This window comes from Butyrivibrio hungatei DSM 14810 (assembly GCF_900143205.1).
GTDB lineage: Bacteria > Bacillota > Clostridia > Lachnospirales > Lachnospiraceae > Butyrivibrio > Butyrivibrio hungatei.
The window spans coordinates 53,858-73,261 of the sequence record NZ_FRDH01000003.1 but is presented as its reverse complement, the minus strand read 5'-3'; the positions used below and the strand labels follow the sequence as shown (position 1 = coordinate 73,261).

Below are 19,404 nucleotides of genomic sequence, written 5' to 3'. Positions count from 1 at the left end.
GCCTTATGAGGCAGGAGGAGAAAAAAATGGATGGAATAATGACTCAGAATAGTCAAAAAGAAAAGCTTAGCGGAAAGGATCTCATCAACATTGGTATTTATGCGGCAATCTATCTGGTGATCATGACTGCAGTATCAATGCTTGGATTTATTCCTATTATGATGCCAATGCTTGCAGTTTTGTGCCCTTTGGTCGGCGGTATTACAATGATGCTCTTTTTTACTAAGGTAAAGAAATTTGGAATGATAACCATAATTACTGTGATCATCGGAGCATTTTTATGGGTGACAGGAATGGGCTATTGGCCATTTATTTTTGGAATAATTTGTGGTGTATTAGCTGATCTTGTAGCAAGGAGCGGCAATTATACAAGTAAGAAAAAGGCAGTACTTAGCCATGGAATCATGAGCATTACGATATTTGGATGTTTCCTTCCTTTATATCTTGATATAAACGGATATTTTGCTACCAGAACCTCATTTGGAAGTGAATATATAGAAGCTCTTACAAAGATATTCCAGCCTTGGACAGCACCTGTGATTTTTGGATGCTCATTTGTATTTGGAATTCTTGGAGCACTCCTTGGACAGCACTTCCTTAAAAAGCATTTTGAGAAAGCAGGTATCGTTTAATGAAATTGGATCGTGGAATCCTTATGGATCCAAGGACGAAGCTGCTGATACTTATAACAGTAACAACCTTTGCTCTTGGCGGAGCTGGAGGTGAAGCTACTGCAAAGATGGTTCCTGTCTTATGCATGGTGCCTTTCGTGCTTCTTTTGACAGCTAAGAGATTTAAAACTGCTTTAATAGGAATCATCCTCTTTGCCGGATCCAGCCTTCTTCTTTCAAGTGCTAACGCACATAATATGGGCGGATTTTTGTATTACATGATCCTGGGCTGCTGTGGATTACTTGGAAGATTTCTTCCATGCATCATGATGGGAAGATATCTCATGGAATCCACGACTGTGAGCGAATTCACTGCAGCTATGAAGAAGATCCATGTAAGTGATAATATCATCATTCCACTTTCTGTTATGTTTCGCTTTTTTCCCACAGTAATGGATGAAGCTGATTCAATTGGAAGTGCCATGAAGATGAGAGGAATAAGCTTTGGGGGCAAACACTCTTCCAAGATGATCGAGTACAGGCTGGTTCCTCTTATGACCTGCTGTGTGAACATTGGCGAGGAGTTATCTGCAGCTGCCCTTACAAGGGGACTTGGAGGCAAGGTTAAAAGAACTAATATCTGCAAGGTAGGCTTTCATTTCCAGGATTATATTGCAATAGCTATCTGTATAGTTCCTTGGATATTACTGATTATGGATGTGGTGAAATGATCAAATTTGAGAATGTGAGTTTTAATTATTCAAAATCAGATGACAGATCTGTGAAGAATATCAATCTTGAAATTAAAGAAGGCGAGGCAGTTCTTTTGTGCGGCGAATCAGGCTGCGGAAAGACAACATTGGTTCGCATGATAAATGGTCTCATTCCTCATTTTTATGAAGGAGAAATGAAGGGACAGGTTCTTGTTGATGAAATGAACATCACTAGTGAAGAGCTCTATGAGACAGCCCGAAAAGTCGGATCAGTTTTCCAAAATCCAAGAAGTCAGTTCTTTTGCGTTGATAGTACTTCAGAGCTTGCTTTTGGACCTGAAAACATGGGACTTCCAGAAGAAAATATAAAGGCAAGGATAGAAAGAACGGTTGAATCCATGAATATCAGAAAGCTTATGGATAGGAGTATTTTTGATATGTCTGGAGGCGAAAAGCAAAAGATTGCCTGTGCTTCTGTAGATACTCTTGATCCTGAAGTGTGCGTTTTGGATGAACCCTCATCTAACTTGAGCCTTGAAGCAATTGATGATCTTAAAGAGACATTAAAGAGATGGAAAAAAGCTGGAAGAACCATCGTAGTTGCTGAGCACAGGCTGTATTGGCTAAAAGACATTTGTGACAGAGTTATCTGCCTTAATAAAGGCGAAGTTGTATTTGATATGCCTATGAAAGAATTCAGGCTCCTAAGAGAAGATGACCATAGAAAGTACGGTCTTAGATCAATAGAAGAAAACCTTTCTATGATGCCTGTAAAAGAGAAGATTTCTTTTGCTAACAATATTGTTCTTGAGAATTTTGCCTATAGCTACAAAAAGTATGATGCACTTAATATTGACCGTTTAGAGATTCCTCAAAATGAAGTGATTGCCATTGTTGGACCTAACGGAGCTGGTAAATCAACGTTTTCAAAGTGCATCTGCGGACTTATGAAGGGGTTCAAGGGTTATGCACTTATAGATGGTAAAAGATGCAGGAAAAAAGAACTGTTAAAGAAGTCATATATGGTGATGCAGGATGTAAATCATCAACTGTTTTGCGAAACAGTAATGGAAGAGGTGACTCTTGGAATGGATGAGGAAAATGAAGAGCGTGTCCTTAAAGTTCTAGATGAGCTTGGCCTTAGCTCTTTTGCCCAAAGACATCCTATGAGCCTGTCAGGTGGACAAAAACAGAGGGTTGCAGTTGCCAGTGCAATCCTATCGGATAAGGACATTATATTGTTTGATGAGCCAACCAGCGGTCTTGATTTTTACAACATGGAAAAGGTTGCAGATCTTATCAGATTACTTAGGGGTTCAAAAACAGTATTTGTTGTAACTCATGATCCGGATCTTGTAAGGAGATGCGCCACAATGGTGCTTAGCCTGGAGAATGGGGTCATAGCAAATAAATATACATATGGAGAAAAGAGAGAAAATGGGAGAAAAGAAGAAAAGTGTTATACCGCAGCTGTTTAAGTATGCCGGAAATCACAAATATTTTACTATTAGTTCCTGGATACTGGCTGTAATAAGTGCGTTGTTATCCCTTGCGCCATTTTATTTTATCTGGTGCATCATAAGGGAAGTAGTTGAGGTGGCACCTGATTTTAGCAGGGCAACTCATATCGTATCTTACGGATGGAAAGCCGTGGGAATGAGCGTTTTAGCTTATATAGTTTACATAGCTGCGCTTATGTGTTCCCATGTGGCTGCCTTTAGAGTTCAGACCAATATGAGAGTATCTTTGATGCAGCATATCATGAAGCTTCCGCTTGGCTATATCGAGGCTGAAGGAAGCGGTAAGATCAGAAAAGTAGTAGCTGATTCAACTGCTGCAACAGAGACATTCCTTGCTCATAGCCTTCCTGATAAGGCTGTAAGCTATGCAACACCTATAGGACTTATAGCTATGCTTCTTATTTTTGACTGGAGAATAGGCCTTATCTGCCTTATTCCAGCAGTTTTGGCGTTTCTTGCAATGGGCGGCATGATGGGAGAAAAACTTCAGAATGATATGAAGGAATACCAGAATGCCCTTGATGAGATGTCAGCTGAAGCGGTTGAGTATGTAAGAGGTATTCCTGTTGTTAAGACTTTTGGCCAGTCGGTATTTTCATTTAAGAGATTTAAAGAAGCTATTGATAAGTATGAAGAGTGGACAATCAAATACACAGTTCTTATGAGAATTCCGATGGTTCTTTTTACAACAGCAGCCAATGCTGTATTTGCAGCCCTTATTGTATGCAGCTTCATCTTTACCAGAGGAGGCATCACTAATACCTTCTTGTACAATATTCTCTTTTACCTGATAATCACTCCACTACTGACGATCACTCTTATGAAGGTTGCCTATGCAGGTGAGAGTGAGATGGTGGTAAAAGATGCCCTTGGCAGAATGTACACTATCCTTAATAAGGAACCTCTTTCAGAAGCTAGGGATCCAAAGGTTCCTAAGGACAGCAGCATCAGCATAGAAGATATCTCTTTTACCTATGATGAGAAAAAGAGTAATGCAATAGACGGTATATCTCTTGAAATAAAGCCTGGAGATCATGTGGCATTTGTAGGACCTTCTGGCGGCGGTAAGACCACACTTGCTTCACTTATTGCAAGGTTCTGGGATGTAGATAAGGGAAGTATAAAGATTGGCGGAATTGACGTAAAGGATATTGCAAGCGACGAGCTTATGAGACAGGTTTCTTACGTCTTCCAGGACAGTAAGCTGCTTAAGATGTCTATCTTAGACAATGTCAGAATGGGAAGACAGGACGCTACAGACGAAGAGGTGGTCAAGGCTCTTAAGGATGCCATGTGCTGGGATATCATAGAAAAGCTTCCTGAGGGATTAAATACTATGATAGGAAGCAAAGGCACATATGTATCTGGAGGCGAAGCTCAGAGAATATCAATTGCCAGAGCGTTCCTTAAAAATGCTCCTATTTTGATCCTTGATGAAGCAACAGCTTTTGCTGATCCTGATAATGAGGTAATGGTTCAGAAGGCTTTTGCAAATCTTTCAAAGGATAAGACGGTTATCATGATAGCTCATCGCTTATCTACAGTAGTTGATGCAGACAAGATCTGTGTACTGACAGAGGGCAGGATAGCAGAATCAGGAAAGCATGAAGAACTTATTGCAAGAAATGGTATCTATAGCCATATGTGGAATGAGTACCAGAAATCAGTAAATTGGAAGGTAGGTAAGGGAGCATGAGTATAATAGAAAAAATGCAGCATAAATACGCGCTCTCTGAGCAGGGAGCCAAGGATATGATAAAGGCGATCGGAGCATGCACATTAGCAAATTTTGCTCAGATGATGCCTGTTGGACTTCTTTATTTTTTGACCTGCGATCTTTTTAATAGAGAACTTCCAAAGTCTCATATCATGATATATGTAATTGGAACTATCGTTTGTTTGCTTGCCGTTGCTGGAACAGAATACCTTCAGTACAATGCAACATTCTTTTCAACATATGTAGAGAGCGGTGTTAGAAGGCGTTCACTTGCTGAGAAACTTAGAAAAATCCCGCTTTCATTCTTTGGCAAAAAAGATCTGGCAGACCTTACAAATACCATAATGGCTGACTGTGCACTGTTAGAGACAGCTTCTTCACATTGGCTTCCTGAACTGATCGGAGCCTTTATTTCAACTACTATAGTTGTTATTAGCCTTTTCTTTTATGAACCTAGAATGGCACTGGCAGCAGTTTGGGTACTTCCTGTTTCTTTTATCATTGTATTTACATCTAGAAATGTAATGCATAAGGTAAACAGAAGAGGTAACAGATACAAGGTTGCCTGCCTTGATGGTATTCAGGAAGCGCTTGAGACAGTTCGAGATCTCAAGGCTTATAATGCCCAGGATACATACCTTGAAGGACTTAACAAAAAGATAAAAGCTGTAGAAGAGCACAATATCTTTTCAGAGTTCCTTAATGCAGCATTTGTGTGCAATGCCCAGATGATCCTTAAATTCGGCATTGGAACTGTGGCTATCGTTGGTTCAACTCTTTTGATAAAAGGAGATATCAACATAGTTACATTCTTCATGTTCCTGCTGGTAGTATCAAGAATGTATGAGCCTCTTCAGATTGCTCTTCAGAATTTCTCAGCTCTTATCGCTACAGATACCCAGTGTGAGAGAATGGATGAGATATTAACACATGATGAGCAGATTGGAGTAGAGAAGCTTTCTAATAACGGCTATGATATTGAGTTTCAGAATGTTAAGTTTGCTTATGATGACGGCGAGACAGTACTTAGTGATGTCAGCTTTGTAGCAAAGCAGGGCGAAGTCACAGCTCTTATTGGCCCTTCTGGTGGCGGCAAGACTACAGTATCAAGGCTTGCAGCAAGATTTTGGGATATCGGAAGCGGACGCATCACTGTAGGCGGTATGGACGTTAGTAAGATCGATCCGGAAACTCTTTTATCAATGTACTCAATAGTGTTCCAGGATGTAACACTGTTTAATAATACGGTTCTTGAGAATATCAGGATAGGAAGAAAAGATGCTACAGATGAGGAGGTTAAAAAAGCTGCAAGACTTGCCCACTGTGAGGAATTCATCAAAAAGCTTCCTGATGGCTACAATACTCTTATAGGTGAAAATGGTTCAGAACTTTCAGGTGGAGAGCGTCAGAGAATATCTATAGCAAGAGCATTCCTTAAGGATGCACCTATCATTCTCATGGATGAAGCAACAGCGTCTCTTGATGTTGATAACGAGTCAGTTATTCAGGAAGCTATCAGTAAGCTTATAAAAGATAAGACTGTACTCATCATTGCTCACCGTATGCGTACTGTAGATGGTGCCGACAAGATTGTAGTTCTCAAGAACGGTAAGGTTGCAGAGTTTGGAAGCCCTGTCAAATTAAAAGAAGAAAATGGAATATACAGTCATATGATCTCTATGCAGATGCAGTCAGATAACTGGAAACTTGCGTGAGGGTGTGGACTTGTTGTGGGGAGCAGCATTGCTGCTCCCTTTTTGTGAGGAAATTTATGTAAATTGAAAACTAGTCAAAATTTGCTATTAAAAAGATTAAAAAAAGCTTGTAATCTTGATGTTACTTTGCTAATATAAGCGGGTATTTTATCGATATAGGTCAAATGATATGGATTTGATGTTTCTACCCGGTTACCGTAAATTACCGGACTATCGAGTGTTTGATGCATATACAATAGTTTATTATATTAATTGTTGAAGATATCAAATCAGATAGGCGTAGAAACGTTGGCTCTACGCCTATTTTTTATTTCAGAAAAAGCGTAGAAAAAACATCCTTACAAATGACCTGTGCACGGTAACAAAATAGGAGGATGAGATGAAAAAGATTAAAAAGGTATTGTCAGCAGTTCTTGCTGCAACAATGGTAATGTCATTAGTTGCTTGCTCAAACGAGACTGGAACAGAAAAAGAAGCAGAGACAGCATCTGAGGCTACTGAAACAGAAGGTGCAGAGCAGACAGCTGCATCAGACGTAAAGGTTGGATTTATTTTCTTACACGATGAGAATTCAACATACGATCTTAACTTTATCAACGGTGCTACAGAGGCTTGCAAGGCTGCAGGTGTTGAATATATGTTCAAGACAAATATTCCTGAGGGACAGGAGTGCTATGAGGCTGCATGTGAGCTTGCAGATGCAGGTTGCGATATCGTTTTTGCAGATTCATTTGGTCATGAAGATTATATGATCGAGGCAGCTAAGGAATATCCTGAAGTTCAGTTCTGCCATGCAACAGGTACAAAGGCACATACTGAGAATCTTTCAAACTACCACAACGCTTTTGCTACAATCTATGAGGGACGTTATCTTGCAGGTATCGCTGCAGGAATGAAGCTTAATGAGATGATCGCAAATGGTGAGATCACAGAAGACCAGACAAAGATTGGTTATGTTGGTGCTTACACATATGCAGAGGTTATCTCAGGTTATACATCCTTCTTCCTTGGCGCACGTTCAGTTTGCCCATCAGCTACAATGGAAGTAACTTTCACAGGTTCTTGGTACGATGAGACAGCTGAAAAGGAAGGCGCTAACAAGCTTATCGAAGATGGCTGCGTACTTCTTTCACAGCACGCTGATTCAATGGGTGCTCCTACAGCATGTGAAAAGGCTGGTGTACCTGATGTATCTTACAACGGAAGCACAGCATCTGCTTGCCCTAACACATTCATTGTTTCTTCAAGAATTGATTGGGCTCCATATTTTGCATACATCATCGACTCTGTAGCAAATGGAAAAGCAATTGATACTGACTGGGTTGGAACACTTGAGACAGGTTCAGTTGTTCTTACAGACCTTGGAGATGCAGCAGCAGAGGGTACAGCTGATGCAATTGCAGAGGCTGAAAAGGCTATGAATGCAGGAACACTTCATGTATTTGATACAACTACATTTACTGTAAACGGTGAGACACTTACATCATACATGGCTGATGTTGATACAGATGCTGATTATACAGCTGATACAGAAGTTATCACTGATGGTTACTTTGCAGAGTCTGGTTCAGAATTCCGTTCAGCTCCTTACTTCGATTTACAGATCGACGGAATTTCACTTCTTGATACTGCATATTAATTATTACATTATGTAATTTGAGGAAATCTTTGTAGAAGCACAGATAATTCTGTGCTCACAAAGATTTCCTATTTTTAGTCTATAAAGAAATTTTGAAAGGTGATAATTGTGGAAAATAGGGAAGTAGCCATATTGCTTCGTGGCATTACAAAGTCTTTTGGTGATGTAACGGCAAATAGTAATGTTAATCTCGATGTTTATAAGGGCGAGATATTATCTCTTCTTGGTGAGAATGGAAGTGGAAAGACCACTCTTATGAATATGCTTGCGGGAATCTATTATCCTGATGCCGGTCAGATAATCATAAACGGCAAAGAGGCTGTTATCCGCTCTCCTAGAGATGCTTTTGATCTGGGAATAGGAATGGTTCATCAGCACTTTAAGCTTATTGATGTATTTAATGCGACAGAGAACATTATTCTTGGTCTTGAAGGTAAGCTTAATATAAAAGAGGCTGAAAAGAGGATCAAAGAAATCTGCGACAAGTACGGATTCGAGATCAATACCAAAAAGAAGATATATGATATGTCCGTTTCTGAAAAGCAGACAGTTGAGATCGTTAAGGTACTTTACAGGGGAGCTGATATTTTAATATTGGATGAACCTACAGCCGTACTGACGCCTCAGGAAACCGAGAAACTTTTTAATGTCATGCGCAATATGAAGCATGATGGAAAATCCATAGTTATCATTACTCACAAGCTAAACGAGGTACAGAGCATATCTGACAGAGTTGCAGTTCTGCGTCATGGAGAATTCATTAATGACATGAAGACAAGCAAGACCAATGCCCAGGAGATGACTGATATGATGGTAGGTCATTCTGTTTCTCTTAATATTGAAAGACCTGAACCAGTAGATCCTAAGCCTCGCATCACAGTAGAGAATCTTACTGTTGTTGACGAAGAGGGATTAGTTAAGCTTGATGATGTTTCTTTTACTGCTAACACAGGAGAAATTCTTGGTATTGCAGGAATATCAGGCTGTGGACAAAAGGAACTTCTCCGTGCAATTGCAGGTCTTGAGATTGTTAAAGAGGGAAAGATCACATATATCCATCAGGATGGAAGGACAGAGGAACTTCTTGGTAAATCTCCAAGAGAAATTTCTGAACTTGGCGTAAAGCTTTCATTTGTTCCTGAAGATAGACTGGGAATGGGACTTGTTGGAAACATGAATCTTGCTGATAATATGATGCTCAGGTCCTATAGAAACGGTAAGTCAAGATTCTTTACTGAGAAAAAACAGCCTAGAGAACTTGCGAGGAAGGTTGTAGATAAGCTTCAGGTAGCAACTCCAAGTATCGACACACCAGTACGACTTTTATCTGGCGGAAATGTACAAAAGGTCCTTGTTGGAAGAGAGATATCTTCAAGGCCTAAGGTACTTTTGACAGCATATGCGGTAAGAGGTCTTGACATCAGTTCTTCCTACCAGATCTATGACCTTATCAACCAGCAAAAGAAACGTGGAGCAGCGGTACTCTTTGTAGGAGAAGATCTGGATGTTCTTGTTGAACTTTGCGACAGGATCCTTGTTCTTTGCGGTGGTAAGGTTACAGGAATAGTAGATGGAAGAAATACCGATAAATATACACTTGGATCAATGATGACACAGAAAGGAGAGGCTTAATAATGGAACAGAAAGTAAAAGAGCCTCGTTATCATATTGTAAAAAGAGCAGATATCAGCGGCAAAGAAGCGTGGATCATTAGAGTAGTTGCAATTCTGTCAGCTCTTTTGTTATGCGCAATAATCACTATGGTCTGCACAGGCGACAATCCAATATCCATATTTGCAACAATCTTCAAAGGGGCATTTGGTACCCAGAGAAAAACCTGGATAACACTGCAGTATGTTGCTGTTCTTCTTATTATTTCTCTGGCACTTACACCTGCATTTAAAATGCAGTTTTGGAATGTCGGTGGTGAAGGACAGGTACTTATGGGAGGTCTTGCGGCTGCAACTTGTATGATCACATTAGCGGATAAGCTTCCAAATGCAGTTGTGATCCTTCTTATGATCGTTACTTCTATATTGGCAGGTGCTATATGGGGAGTTATCCCAGCACTTTTTAAAGCTATGTGGAATACAAATGAAACTCTTTCAACCCTGATGATGAACTATATCGCAACTCAGCTTGTGGCGTACTTTACTATAGTTTGGGAAGTTCCTAAGGGATCAGGTAAGATTGGTATCATTAACCAGAATTCAAACGTTGGCTGGCTTCCAAATGTTGGCAACAAATATCTTTTAAGTATTATCGTTGCTACCGTTGTAACTATTGGAATGATGATCTATCTGAAATATACCAAACATGGATATGAGATAGAAGTAGTTGGTGAAAGCCAGAATACAGCTAGATACGTAGGTATCAGCGTTGAGAAGGTTATTATCAGGACCATGCTACTATCTGGAGCAATCTGCGGCTTGGCAGGACTTCTTTTGGTTGGAGGTATTAACCATACGATAACCACAACTATTTCTGATGGCCAGGGCTTTACAGGTGTTATGGTTTCATGGCTTGCCAAGTTTAATCCGATTGCAATGATCTTTACTAGCCTTCTTATCATCTTCATGGGCAGAGGCGCCAGCGAAATATCTACAGCCTTTGAGCTTAATCAGAGCTTTGCAGATATTCTGACTGGAATCATCTTGTTCTTTATTATTGGATGTGAGTTTTTTATAAGATATAAGATTGTAGTACGTAAAGATTTAGGAAAGGAGAACGCATAATGTTTAGTTTGGTTGCTTTTATACCAAGAGCTGTACAGCAGGGCGTTCCTCTGCTTCTTGGAAGTACAGGTGAGACGATCACAGAAAAATCAGGAAACTTAAATCTTGGAATTCCTGGAGTGATGTATGTTGGCGCAATAAGCGGTGTTATAGGATCTTTTTTCTATGAACAGTCAGTTCCTTCAGGACAGCTCAATGGTTTCCTGGCAATATTTATACCACTTATCTGTGCACTTATAGGCTCATTTTTAATGGGATTGTTATACTGCTTTTTGACAGTTAGCTTAAGAGCTAATCAGAATGTTACAGGTCTTGCAATGACGACCTTTGGTATAGGCTTTGGAAATTTCTTTGGCGGATCACTAATAAAGCTTGCAGGTGCTGACGTTCCATCAATTTCATTGTCAGCAACCTCTGCATATTTTAGTAAGAGTCTTCCTTTTGCATCAAAAACAGGCTGGTTTGGCAAAGTGTTCTTATCATACGGATTTTTGGCATATGTAGCTATTATCATTGCTTTGATCTGTGCCTATGTGCTTAAAAAGACAAGAGTAGGCCTTCACCTTCGTGCTGTTGGCGAAGATCCTGCAGCAGCGGACGCAGCTGGAATCGATGTAAAAAAATACAAATATGTCTCAACATGTCTTGGCTGTATGATAGCTGGACTTGGCGGATTATATTATGTAATGGATTATGCATGCGGTGTATGGTCTAATGATGCTTTCGGAGATAGAGGATGGCTGGCTATTGCGCTGGTTATCTTTACAATATGGAAGCCTGATATTGGTATTTTGTCCTCAATTCTTTTTGGCGGACTTTACATTTTATACCTGTATCTTCCTTCAGGTACACATACTGAATACAAAGAGCTGTACAAGATGATCCCTTATATTGTTACTCTTGTGGTCCTTGTTATTACCAGTATGAGGAACAAAAAGGAAGACCAGCCTCCAAAGAGTCTTGGAACCAATTATTTCCGTGAAGAAAGATAAAGATCTTTTATTCTGAATATACAAGCAAAGAAGGTAGAGAGATGAATTTTCTTGAAGAGAGAATTATTAAAGACGGTGTTGTTAAGGAAGGCAACATATTAAAGGTAGACAGTTTCTTAAATCATCAATTGGACGTTGAGCTTTTTGATCAGATGGGCGCAGAATGGGCAAAAAGATTTGAAGGTGTTGAGATAAATAAGATCCTGACTATCGAAGCATCAGGCATAGGTATTGCCTGCGTGGCAGCAAGGCATTTTAATGTTCCTGTGGTATTTGCCAAAAAGTCTCAGAGTGTAAACCTTGATGGCGAAATGTATACTGCAGAAGTAGAGTCTTTTACCCACAAAAACAAGAACAATGTGATCGTATCCAAAAAGTTCCTTAATGAAAATGATAAGGTCCTTATCATCGATGATTTTCTGGCAAATGGATGTGCATTGCAGGGACTTATCTCAATAATAAACAGCGCTGGTGCCTCTGTGGCAGGAATTGGTATAGCTATTGAAAAGGGCTTCCAGTCAGGTGGACAGATAATCAGAAATCTGGGCTACAAACTTGAATCTCTCGCAATAGTTGATGGAATGGACCCTGAAACAGGTAAGATTAATTTTAGAAATTGAATCCTTTACTGTCTGGTAAATGTAAAGCAGGAGGCATATGTTGCCTCCTATTTTTTTACCCATGAACACGGGCATCATGGTTTATTGACAGTTAACGTGCGTTACCATATAATAGGTAACGATGGTTAGAAAAACACCAGTAAAAGATAAAAAGTGTAGAAAGCGTGGCTATATGGCAAGGACAAATGCTAAGGAACCACTGATAGAAGCGGCAAGAAATATCTTTTCCATAAAAGGATATGATGGGACAAGTGTTGATGAGATCGCTGAATCTATTGGAATAAAGGGACCGACGATTTACAAATATTTCAAGAATAAAGAGGAACTTTTAAAAGCGGTAATAGAAAGCTCAGAAGCGGAGTATGTCAAAGGTATGATCAGCGGAGCGCCTGATGAGCTGCCAGATCTGATCAATTCCAAAGAGGAACTGAAGGAGTACGTTTTAAAGTCTTTGGATTTTACGCTTAAAAATGACACAGCTAAAAAGATGCGAAGACTCGTTACCATGGAACAATATAGAAATGCAACTTTTGCTAAGCTGGCAACCTGGCATCAACTAACATATCTTCAGAATTTATATGCTTCGATTTTTCAAAGGATGATGGATAATGGACAAATGATAGAAGGTGACGCGAAGATAATCGCGCTGGAATTTCTATCACCGATAACTATCATGATTCAACTGATAGACAGGGAACCAAGGAAAAAGAAAGAAGCACTTCAAACAATAGAAAAGCATATAGATACATTTTTGATAAGATACGGATTCAAATGAGGAGGAGAAAAATGAAAACACTTATTATTTACACATCGCAGACCGGATTTACAAAGAGATACGCTTTGTGGCTTGCTGGTAAAGTAGATGGAGATGTACTTGAGCTTAAGGATGCGCAAAAAAAGGAAAATGATTTTTTCGACGGCTATGACGCAATTTGCTATGGTGGATGGGCTATGGCTGAAAAGATTGTGAAGTCAAAGTGGTTCCTTGAAAAAGCTGAGAGCTGGAAAAACAAGAAACTTGCTATGTTTTGTGTTGGAGGAACTCCAAATGGAGAGCCTCAGGTGGATGCACTTCTTAAGAATGCGCTCACTGACCCTCAGAGTGAATATATTAAGGTGTTTTACTGTCAGGGCGGAATGAATTACGAAAAGATGAGTGCCCCTACAAGGATCACTATGAAGATGTTTGTTTCTGCTGTAAAAAATAAAAAAGATGCAACCAGTGAACAAAAAGAGATGTTTGAGAGGATGGCTTCATCCTATGACATATCAGATATCAAGTATATAGAGCCTATTGCAGCATATCTTACAGAAATAAACGAGGAAAAGGCTGTATAAAATTATGGCTAAGAATACCACACAGGAAGAATAGACCAGTACCTTTGGAACTACCAGACATACCTTGTCCGGTGCATAAATACGGCATTTCTCGCTTTGTGTCGTGGTAATGCACGGATAGGTTTAATATACTTCAACTATCCAAGGAGAGGAGGTAATCAATAATTGGATCAACAAAAGACCGGCAGATTTTTAAAAGAATTAAGACATGAAAAGCAAATGACACAGGAACAGCTTGCACAGGTTTTTAATGTAAGCTCAAGAACCATATCGAGATGGGAAAACGGAACCAATCTACCGGACATTTCATTATTGGTTGAAATTGCGGATTTCTATGATGTTGATGTCAGAGAAATAATCGAAGGAGAAAGAAAAAGCGAGATGATGGATAAAGAAGTAAGAGAAGTAGCCACAAAGATGGCTGATTATGCTAGTGAAGAAAAAGGTAAACTACTTAAGAGTGTTCAGATAATCAGTTTTATAGGAGTATTGGTTTTACTATTATCAATTGGCATACAGACTTTTAACGTAGATGCAGATCAGATCAACAAAGTCGTGCTTGCTGTTACCTTTATCGCTCTGGTTATAATGGCAATCGTTACGCTCTATGTGACCGGACTATTGGAAAAAATAGCAGGAAATAAAAAGCTTGTTCGCGGAATAAAAATTGTTACTATAGTGGGCCTTATAGCAGCTTTTTGGCGAGTAGTTGTTATGACTGTTATTGTGGGGGTCCTGCTTTTTTCTTTTAAATCAGCTCCTATTGAAGAATATGACGATGTGTCCCGTTACAATGAGTTTATGAACTTCTCAAACGGAGCTTATGAAAAGGGCGTGGATACAGTGTGGACCAAGTGGGGAATGGACGAAACTATATGGCCTTCAGAAATAACAGATTCCATGGATGTGGCTGATTTTAAGATGGTCTACTATAACCCATGGGATGCGCAGTTTTTAGGATATATGGTTGTGGATTACTCTTCGGATGCATATGCAAAAGAGGTAGAGAGATTAAAAGGATATGAGTCTACAGAGTATATAGGATATTATTGCGTTGAAGAAGAGAAAACTTATGACCTGCTTGCAGTAAATGCGGATTCTTACAATGGATTTGTGTATGCGCTCACTGATGGCAAAGGCAGAATAATATATGGAGAGCAGATATTCTGTAACTATTACATGGATCTTGATTATACAAAGTTTATTCCGGAAGAGTATTTACTTGATGGCTTTGATGCAACTTCCGATTCAGATTATTATAAAAAGATGAATGAAAGGCAGTGAAATCAACAACTCGAGATTTGTCGAAATGATGGAGGAATAGATATGCTTAAGAAGATAATTGCATGTTTAACAACTGCCTCGATGCTCGCCTGTATGTCCATTACGACAATGGCGGCCCAGAATGAGACGCCCTCTGGCATCCCAATCGATGAAGTAGGAAGTCGTATCGAACAGTGGGCTTCAGAGAATGAGAACGAGTATCCGTCATTCGCGGTAGCAGTCGTAAAAGGCGATGAATTGGTCTATTCGGGGGCGTTCGGATATATCGACATTGAGAACGGAATCGAGGCGACACCTGATGATACTGTTTATGAGTGGGGGTCTTGCTCCAAGACAATGGTCTGGGTTAGTGTAATGCAGTTGTGGGAGCAGGGAAGGATAGACCTTAACGAGGACATCCGTAATTACCTGCCGGAAGGCTTCTTCCATAACTTAAGATATGACGATCCCATCACCATGTTGAACCTCATGAACCACAATGCCGGCTGGGGCGAGGCGACATGGGCGATGCAGTCCACAGATGAGAATGACATCATGGATCTGGGGGAAGCTTTGCAGTATGCAGAGCCGGTACAAATGTACCGCCCGGGCGAGGTTTCTTCCTACAGCAACTATGGAGCGGCACTTGCCGGCTATGTAGTCGAGTGCATCACCGGCCAGTCTTATGAGGATTATATACATGAGCATATCTTCGATTTGCTCGGTATGGAGCACACTGCCATCGGACCGACACATAACGATAACGAGTGGGTTTACGAGAGAAGACAGCAGTTCGTGAATTATCAACGAGCCGCTGATTCCTGGGCATCTAACGGTCATCAGCTTTGCTTCATCTTACCGTATCCTGCAGGTGCTGCCTGCGGTACGATCGAGGATATGGCACTTTACTGTTCCGCACTTGTGTCAGACGAGAATCCTCTGTTCGAGAATGAGTCCACAAGAGATGAATTGTTCTCTGCAACGATGTTCTGCGGCAGTACTGATATTGCTTTCGGCTGTCACGGATTCTGGCCTGACGATTATGAATATGCAACCACATTGGGTCACAACGGAGGAACCAACGGCGGCTCCGCTAACCTTGAGTTCGATCCCGAAAGCGGAATCGGTGTGGTTACTCTTATGAACGGCAGCGGAAAGCCTCATCAGGCCATGGCTGAGCTCGTGTTCGGTGATCCTGTCATTCAGATCCCGGAGACGATAGGCGGCGACTTTACTTCACAGGATCTTTCGGGGCTGTGCATCAGCGCGAAGTCGTGGAGGCGCGGTCCGTTAAGATTCATGTCGATGTTGGGACTCATGCCGATCACACGTGTAAGCGAAGAAGAGTACGACGTCGCGGGCATGTATACCATTACAAGATTTGCCGAGGATGCTTTTTACTTACAAGATGATTCGTTCGGAATGGCGGCGGAGTATAAGGTTCTCGATGACGGCACTCGCGTGTTCGGTGTCGCGTCTTCCGGTTATGTTACAGAGAAGGGACTAGTGGCTGAGCTTATATTGATGTGTCTTTATGTGTTGATCGTACTTGTTGCAGCCGTGCTTCTTATCATAAAGCTCATCAGAGTAATTGCCAAGAAGAATAAGCCCTACGCAGGTTCAAAGATCATAACGGTAGCGCAGATCGCTAAGATTGTCTCTGCCGGTGTCATCGGTTTTTGGCTTAGTGTGTTGAGAGCGCAGTACGGACTGTATAAGCCGCAGGGCATCATTGGCTGCTTCGTGCAGATGCTTTGCTTTGCAGTATGTCTCGCGTCAGCATTTGTATCCGTCAAAGCTCTCACAAAGGGCGGGAAGGGCAAGTTTAAGTACATAGTAAACGTACTCGGCAATGCTTCTTTCGCGACGGCAATGGTAGTATTTGAATTAATGAAATTTTGGAGTGTTTAATTTCAGGATAATAGTCCAGGTGTTTATCTGCACCTGGATACATTTAAAGATGAACACAAGGTAACGAGCGATTTTCTTGCAGCCAGTATAAATACGAATCCTGTCATCATTAGAAAGATACTTACTCAGCTTAAGAACGCAGGGTTAATAAATGTTATCAGAGGAACAGGCGGAATATTAACAATGAGACTCTGAGGTGTATACTTCAGAGCCTTTTTTAGAAGGATGTGGAATATGGAAACTAAGGCTATGCCAAAGAATACAACACAGGAAGAACGTCTTGATTATCTTGTAGAAGAGTTCAAGGCAGATTCTGCTGAATATAAGGAATTACAGACTCCAAATAGTACGGAAGATAAAAGACGAATCTTAAGGTCGCTTATGAACATCCGTATGCCAAAAGAATTGTCCTCTGAAGTAATGAAAGTACAGGATGAATATCTGACAGAAAGAGCGGCTGAAAAGGGTGTGGTGAATCTGTCAGACATCCCGGTTATCAGGGATGGACTTTCTGTCTGGCAAGGAGATATCACAAGACTTTCGGTGGATGCTATTGTTAATGCTGCTAATTCGCAGATGCTCGGTTGTTTTGTCCCGATGCATACTTGCATAGATAAAGCGGCACCTACCTCAATCACACAGGCATACAACAAAAGAATGGCAAGGTGCTCGTAAACCTTGCATTACCTGTAGAAAAGCCTTCTGAAGATGCTACTCCTGGAGAAATTCTTTTGTATCATAGAGTGAACCGTGGAATTAGTCATCAGGAATTGGCAGATAAACTTGGATATAAGAGGGCATATGGAATAGTGGATTTGGAGAGAGGATTCAATCCAATTCATTATAAAGATGCAGTCAAGCTTGGCGAAATTCTCAATATTAATCCGGATGAACTTCTTAATGAGCATACTCGATTTTGCAAACCTGGTTATGGTATTTGCATTGCAAAAATACGAGAGATGTATGGTATGACTCAACAAGAGTTTTCAGATCTTATCAGTGTAAACAGAAGCAGGCTATCAGCATGGGAATCTGAATGCACGGGTTTCCATCCAAACGAAGAAAGTTTCAATAAGATAAAAAATCTTGCAGTGAGCATTGGAATTGATTTTAATAGGCTGATGGATAATCCTGCTGAATATAGAGATGAGTACAATACTTTTGTTGAAAGCAATTGGGGTCTGAAGATTAAACAAATTAGGTTAGCACATGGTATGCTCTTGGAAGAATATGCATCAGTGATAGGATGTGACAAACAAACTCTGGAGCATTGGGAGATAGAATGTGTAAGACCTTTAAGAAAGTATTTTCCAGCTATAAAAGAAACTGCTATCGCCTGTGGTATTGAACTTGATAGATTAAATGCAAATCCGTCCTATTTTGGAAGTGATTTTCAAAGATTTATAGAGAAAGACTGCAATAAGAAAATAAAGAGTATCAGAATGGCATATGGAATGACAACCTATGCTTTGGGAAATCTTATTGGGTGTACTGGAGAAGCAGTCTGTAGATGGGAAAGAGGTATTTGTACTCCAGAGCTTAAGTACTTCAAAACTATAGAGAGAATAGCTAAGGAAAAAGGAATTACCATTGCGGAGTTAAATGAGACTCCGGAATTGATTGGTGATGATTATGAGCTATTCTGTAATAGTGGATATAGTAAAGTAATAAGAAGTATACGAAAACAATGCGGAATGCTACAGGGAGAATTTGCTAAGGAATTGGATGTGTCAAGATCATCTTTAGCTAATTGGGAGCAAGGAAGGTTTATTCCTAGCAGAGATAATTACAATATATTAAAGAAATATGCGGAAGAAAGGGGGCTATCTTTAGATGAATCATGATGAACAAAGAATTTGGTTGATACAGGAATTACAGAAAGAAGATAGTCAGCTTAGCAATTATCCAATACCTAAGGACAAACAGGGGCAAAAGGATTTGCTGCGCGGACTTATGAATATTTGGATTCCAAAGGATTATGATGACGAGTTTTGGAAAATTCATGACGATTATTTATCTGAGGAAAATAGATTAGCTGGCATAGTTAATGTACAAAGCTTACCACCTATAAAAGGTGATGATAGAATCATTCTTTGGCAAGGTGATATGACTACGTTAAAGATTGGAGCTATCGTAAATCCTGCGAACAGTGGGCTCACAGGATGCTGGCAAATTCTTCATTCCTGCGCAGATAACATTATTCACTCGAAAGCTGGGCTTGGCCTCCGCTACAAGTGTAACTGCATAATGGAAAAGCAGGGGCATCCTGAACCTGCAGGTCAGGCCAAAATCACTCCGGCATATAATTTACCTTGTGATTATGTTATTCATACAGTAGGTCCTATAGTTCAAGGACCTCTGACTAAAAAACATGAGCAGCTTTTGGCATCCTGCTATAAATCATGTCTTGATATAGCAGAAGAAAATGGCGTAAAGAGCATTGCTTTATGCTGCATTTCTACCGGTGTTTTCATGTTTCCTAATCAGAGAGCTGCTGAGATTGCTGTAGAGACAGTTAAAAACTGGCTTGATGAGACAGGCAGTGAGATGAAGATTGTTTTCAATGTTTTTAAGGACATTGATTTTGAAATATATGAAAAACTGTTAAATGGTTAAGCTGTAAGGAGTGT

General features: G+C 40.3%; 17 protein-coding genes, 1 pseudogene and 1 riboswitch. All 18 genes and pseudogenes read left to right on the top strand.

Annotated elements, in window-relative coordinates:
• Positions 1-26 precede the first annotated feature (26 nt).
• The 18 genes and pseudogenes from BUA02_RS00380 (at position 27) to BUA02_RS00295 (ending at position 19,390) form a co-directional block, all read left to right on the top strand.
• Positions 27-632, top strand: a complete 606-nt coding sequence (locus BUA02_RS00380) for an MptD family putative ECF transporter S component (RefSeq protein WP_242946449.1) — start codon at positions 27-29, stop codon at positions 630-632.
• Positions 632-1,342 (top strand): energy-coupling factor transporter transmembrane component T, encoded by a 711-nt coding sequence (locus BUA02_RS00375; RefSeq protein WP_072700066.1) that lies wholly within the window; start codon positions 632-634, stop codon positions 1,340-1,342. Before BUA02_RS00380 ends, BUA02_RS00375 begins: the two co-directional genes overlap by 1 nt.
• Positions 1,339-2,802 (top strand): ABC transporter ATP-binding protein, encoded by a 1,464-nt coding sequence (locus BUA02_RS00370; RefSeq protein WP_072700064.1) that lies wholly within the window; start codon positions 1,339-1,341, stop codon positions 2,800-2,802. Before BUA02_RS00375 ends, BUA02_RS00370 begins: the two co-directional genes overlap by 4 nt.
• Entirely contained in the window at positions 2,762-4,540 is a 1,779-nt protein-coding gene (locus BUA02_RS00365; RefSeq protein WP_242946448.1) for an ABC transporter ATP-binding protein, read from the top strand. Before BUA02_RS00370 ends, BUA02_RS00365 begins: the two co-directional genes overlap by 41 nt.
• A 2-nt stretch (positions 4,541-4,542) precedes the next feature.
• Positions 4,543-6,276, top strand: coding sequence for an ABC transporter ATP-binding protein (locus tag BUA02_RS00360; protein WP_072701158.1), 1,734 nt, complete (start codon positions 4,543-4,545; stop codon positions 6,274-6,276).
• A gap of 131 nt (positions 6,277-6,407) precedes the next feature.
• Positions 6,408-6,509, top strand: a riboswitch (purine riboswitch).
• A gap of 146 nt (positions 6,510-6,655) precedes the next feature.
• Positions 6,656-7,915: a BMP family ABC transporter substrate-binding protein gene (locus tag BUA02_RS00355; RefSeq protein WP_072700060.1), complete on the top strand. Its 1,260-nt coding sequence runs from the start codon at positions 6,656-6,658 to the stop codon at positions 7,913-7,915.
• 99 nt (positions 7,916-8,014) lie between these two features.
• Positions 8,015-9,547 carry an ABC transporter ATP-binding protein gene (locus BUA02_RS00350; RefSeq protein ID WP_083572576.1) on the top strand — a complete coding sequence of 511 codons (1,533 nt, stop codon included), beginning with the start codon at positions 8,015-8,017 and terminating at the stop codon, positions 9,545-9,547.
• A 2-nt stretch (positions 9,548-9,549) separates the two neighbouring features.
• Positions 9,550-10,650 (top strand): ABC transporter permease, encoded by a 1,101-nt coding sequence (locus BUA02_RS00345; RefSeq protein ID WP_072700056.1) that lies wholly within the window; start codon positions 9,550-9,552, stop codon positions 10,648-10,650.
• A complete protein-coding gene (locus BUA02_RS00340; RefSeq protein ID WP_071176425.1) occupies positions 10,650-11,642 on the top strand; it encodes an ABC transporter permease in 993 nt (330 codons plus the stop codon). The genes BUA02_RS00345 and BUA02_RS00340 overlap by 1 nt, the downstream gene beginning before the upstream one ends.
• A 41-nt stretch (positions 11,643-11,683) precedes the next feature.
• Positions 11,684-12,262, top strand: a complete 579-nt coding sequence (locus tag BUA02_RS00335) for a xanthine phosphoribosyltransferase (protein WP_072700054.1) — start codon at positions 11,684-11,686, stop codon at positions 12,260-12,262.
• A 121-nt stretch (positions 12,263-12,383) separates the two neighbouring features.
• Positions 12,384-13,037: a TetR/AcrR family transcriptional regulator gene (locus BUA02_RS00330; RefSeq protein ID WP_072700052.1), complete on the top strand. Its 654-nt coding sequence runs from the start codon at positions 12,384-12,386 to the stop codon at positions 13,035-13,037.
• Between the two features lie 11 nt (positions 13,038-13,048).
• Positions 13,049-13,600, top strand: a complete 552-nt coding sequence (locus BUA02_RS00325; RefSeq protein ID WP_072700050.1) for a flavodoxin domain-containing protein — start codon at positions 13,049-13,051, stop codon at positions 13,598-13,600.
• Positions 13,601-13,765: 165 nt separating this feature from the next.
• On the top strand, positions 13,766-14,884 hold the full coding sequence (locus BUA02_RS00320) for a helix-turn-helix domain-containing protein (protein ID WP_072700048.1): 1,119 nt from the start codon (positions 13,766-13,768) through the stop codon (positions 14,882-14,884).
• A 42-nt stretch (positions 14,885-14,926) separates the two neighbouring features.
• Entirely contained in the window at positions 14,927-16,774 is a 1,848-nt protein-coding gene (locus BUA02_RS00315; RefSeq protein ID WP_072700045.1) for a serine hydrolase domain-containing protein, read from the top strand.
• Positions 16,775-16,801: 27 nt separating this feature from the next.
• Positions 16,802-16,963 (top strand): annotated as a pseudogene (locus BUA02_RS16210) (Rrf2 family transcriptional regulator); the annotation flags it as partial.
• A gap of 45 nt (positions 16,964-17,008) precedes the next feature.
• Complete coding sequence (locus tag BUA02_RS00305; RefSeq protein WP_330393289.1) at positions 17,009-17,449, top strand: macro domain-containing protein; 441 nt, start codon at positions 17,009-17,011, stop codon at positions 17,447-17,449.
• Positions 17,440-18,618, top strand: a complete 1,179-nt coding sequence (locus tag BUA02_RS00300; protein WP_072700043.1) for a helix-turn-helix domain-containing protein — start codon at positions 17,440-17,442, stop codon at positions 18,616-18,618. The genes BUA02_RS00305 and BUA02_RS00300 overlap by 10 nt, the downstream gene beginning before the upstream one ends.
• Positions 18,608-19,390 carry a protein-ADP-ribose hydrolase gene (locus tag BUA02_RS00295; RefSeq protein WP_072700041.1) on the top strand — a complete coding sequence of 261 codons (783 nt, stop codon included), beginning with the start codon at positions 18,608-18,610 and terminating at the stop codon, positions 19,388-19,390. The genes BUA02_RS00300 and BUA02_RS00295 overlap by 11 nt, the downstream gene beginning before the upstream one ends.
• Positions 19,391-19,404 lie beyond the last annotated feature (14 nt).

What these genes read in the sequence shown, in the direction of transcription:
- BUA02_RS00380 (WP_242946449.1), top strand. Translation starts at nt 27, where the DNA reads ATGGATGGAATAATGACTCAGAATAGTCAAAAAGAAAAGCTTAGCGGA.
- BUA02_RS00375 (WP_072700066.1), top strand. Translation starts at nt 632, where the DNA reads ATGAAATTGGATCGTGGAATCCTTATGGATCCAAGGACGAAGCTGCTG.
- BUA02_RS00370 (WP_072700064.1), top strand. Translation starts at nt 1,339, where the DNA reads ATGATCAAATTTGAGAATGTGAGTTTTAATTATTCAAAATCAGATGAC.
- BUA02_RS00365 (WP_242946448.1), top strand. Translation starts at nt 2,762, where the DNA reads ATGGGAGAAAAGAAGAAAAGTGTTATACCGCAGCTGTTTAAGTATGCC.
- BUA02_RS00355 (WP_072700060.1), top strand. Translation starts at nt 6,656, where the DNA reads ATGAAAAAGATTAAAAAGGTATTGTCAGCAGTTCTTGCTGCAACAATG.
- BUA02_RS00345 (WP_072700056.1), top strand. Translation starts at nt 9,550, where the DNA reads ATGGAACAGAAAGTAAAAGAGCCTCGTTATCATATTGTAAAAAGAGCA.
- BUA02_RS00340 (WP_071176425.1), top strand. Translation starts at nt 10,650, where the DNA reads ATGTTTAGTTTGGTTGCTTTTATACCAAGAGCTGTACAGCAGGGCGTT.
- BUA02_RS00335 (WP_072700054.1), top strand. Translation starts at nt 11,684, where the DNA reads ATGAATTTTCTTGAAGAGAGAATTATTAAAGACGGTGTTGTTAAGGAA.
- BUA02_RS00330 (WP_072700052.1), top strand. Translation starts at nt 12,384, where the DNA reads ATGGTTAGAAAAACACCAGTAAAAGATAAAAAGTGTAGAAAGCGTGGC.
- BUA02_RS00325 (WP_072700050.1), top strand. Translation starts at nt 13,049, where the DNA reads ATGAAAACACTTATTATTTACACATCGCAGACCGGATTTACAAAGAGA.
- BUA02_RS00315 (WP_072700045.1), top strand. Translation starts at nt 14,927, where the DNA reads ATGCTTAAGAAGATAATTGCATGTTTAACAACTGCCTCGATGCTCGCC.
- BUA02_RS00305 (WP_330393289.1), top strand. Translation starts at nt 17,009, where the DNA reads ATGGAAACTAAGGCTATGCCAAAGAATACAACACAGGAAGAACGTCTT.
- BUA02_RS00295 (WP_072700041.1), top strand. Translation starts at nt 18,608, where the DNA reads ATGAATCATGATGAACAAAGAATTTGGTTGATACAGGAATTACAGAAA.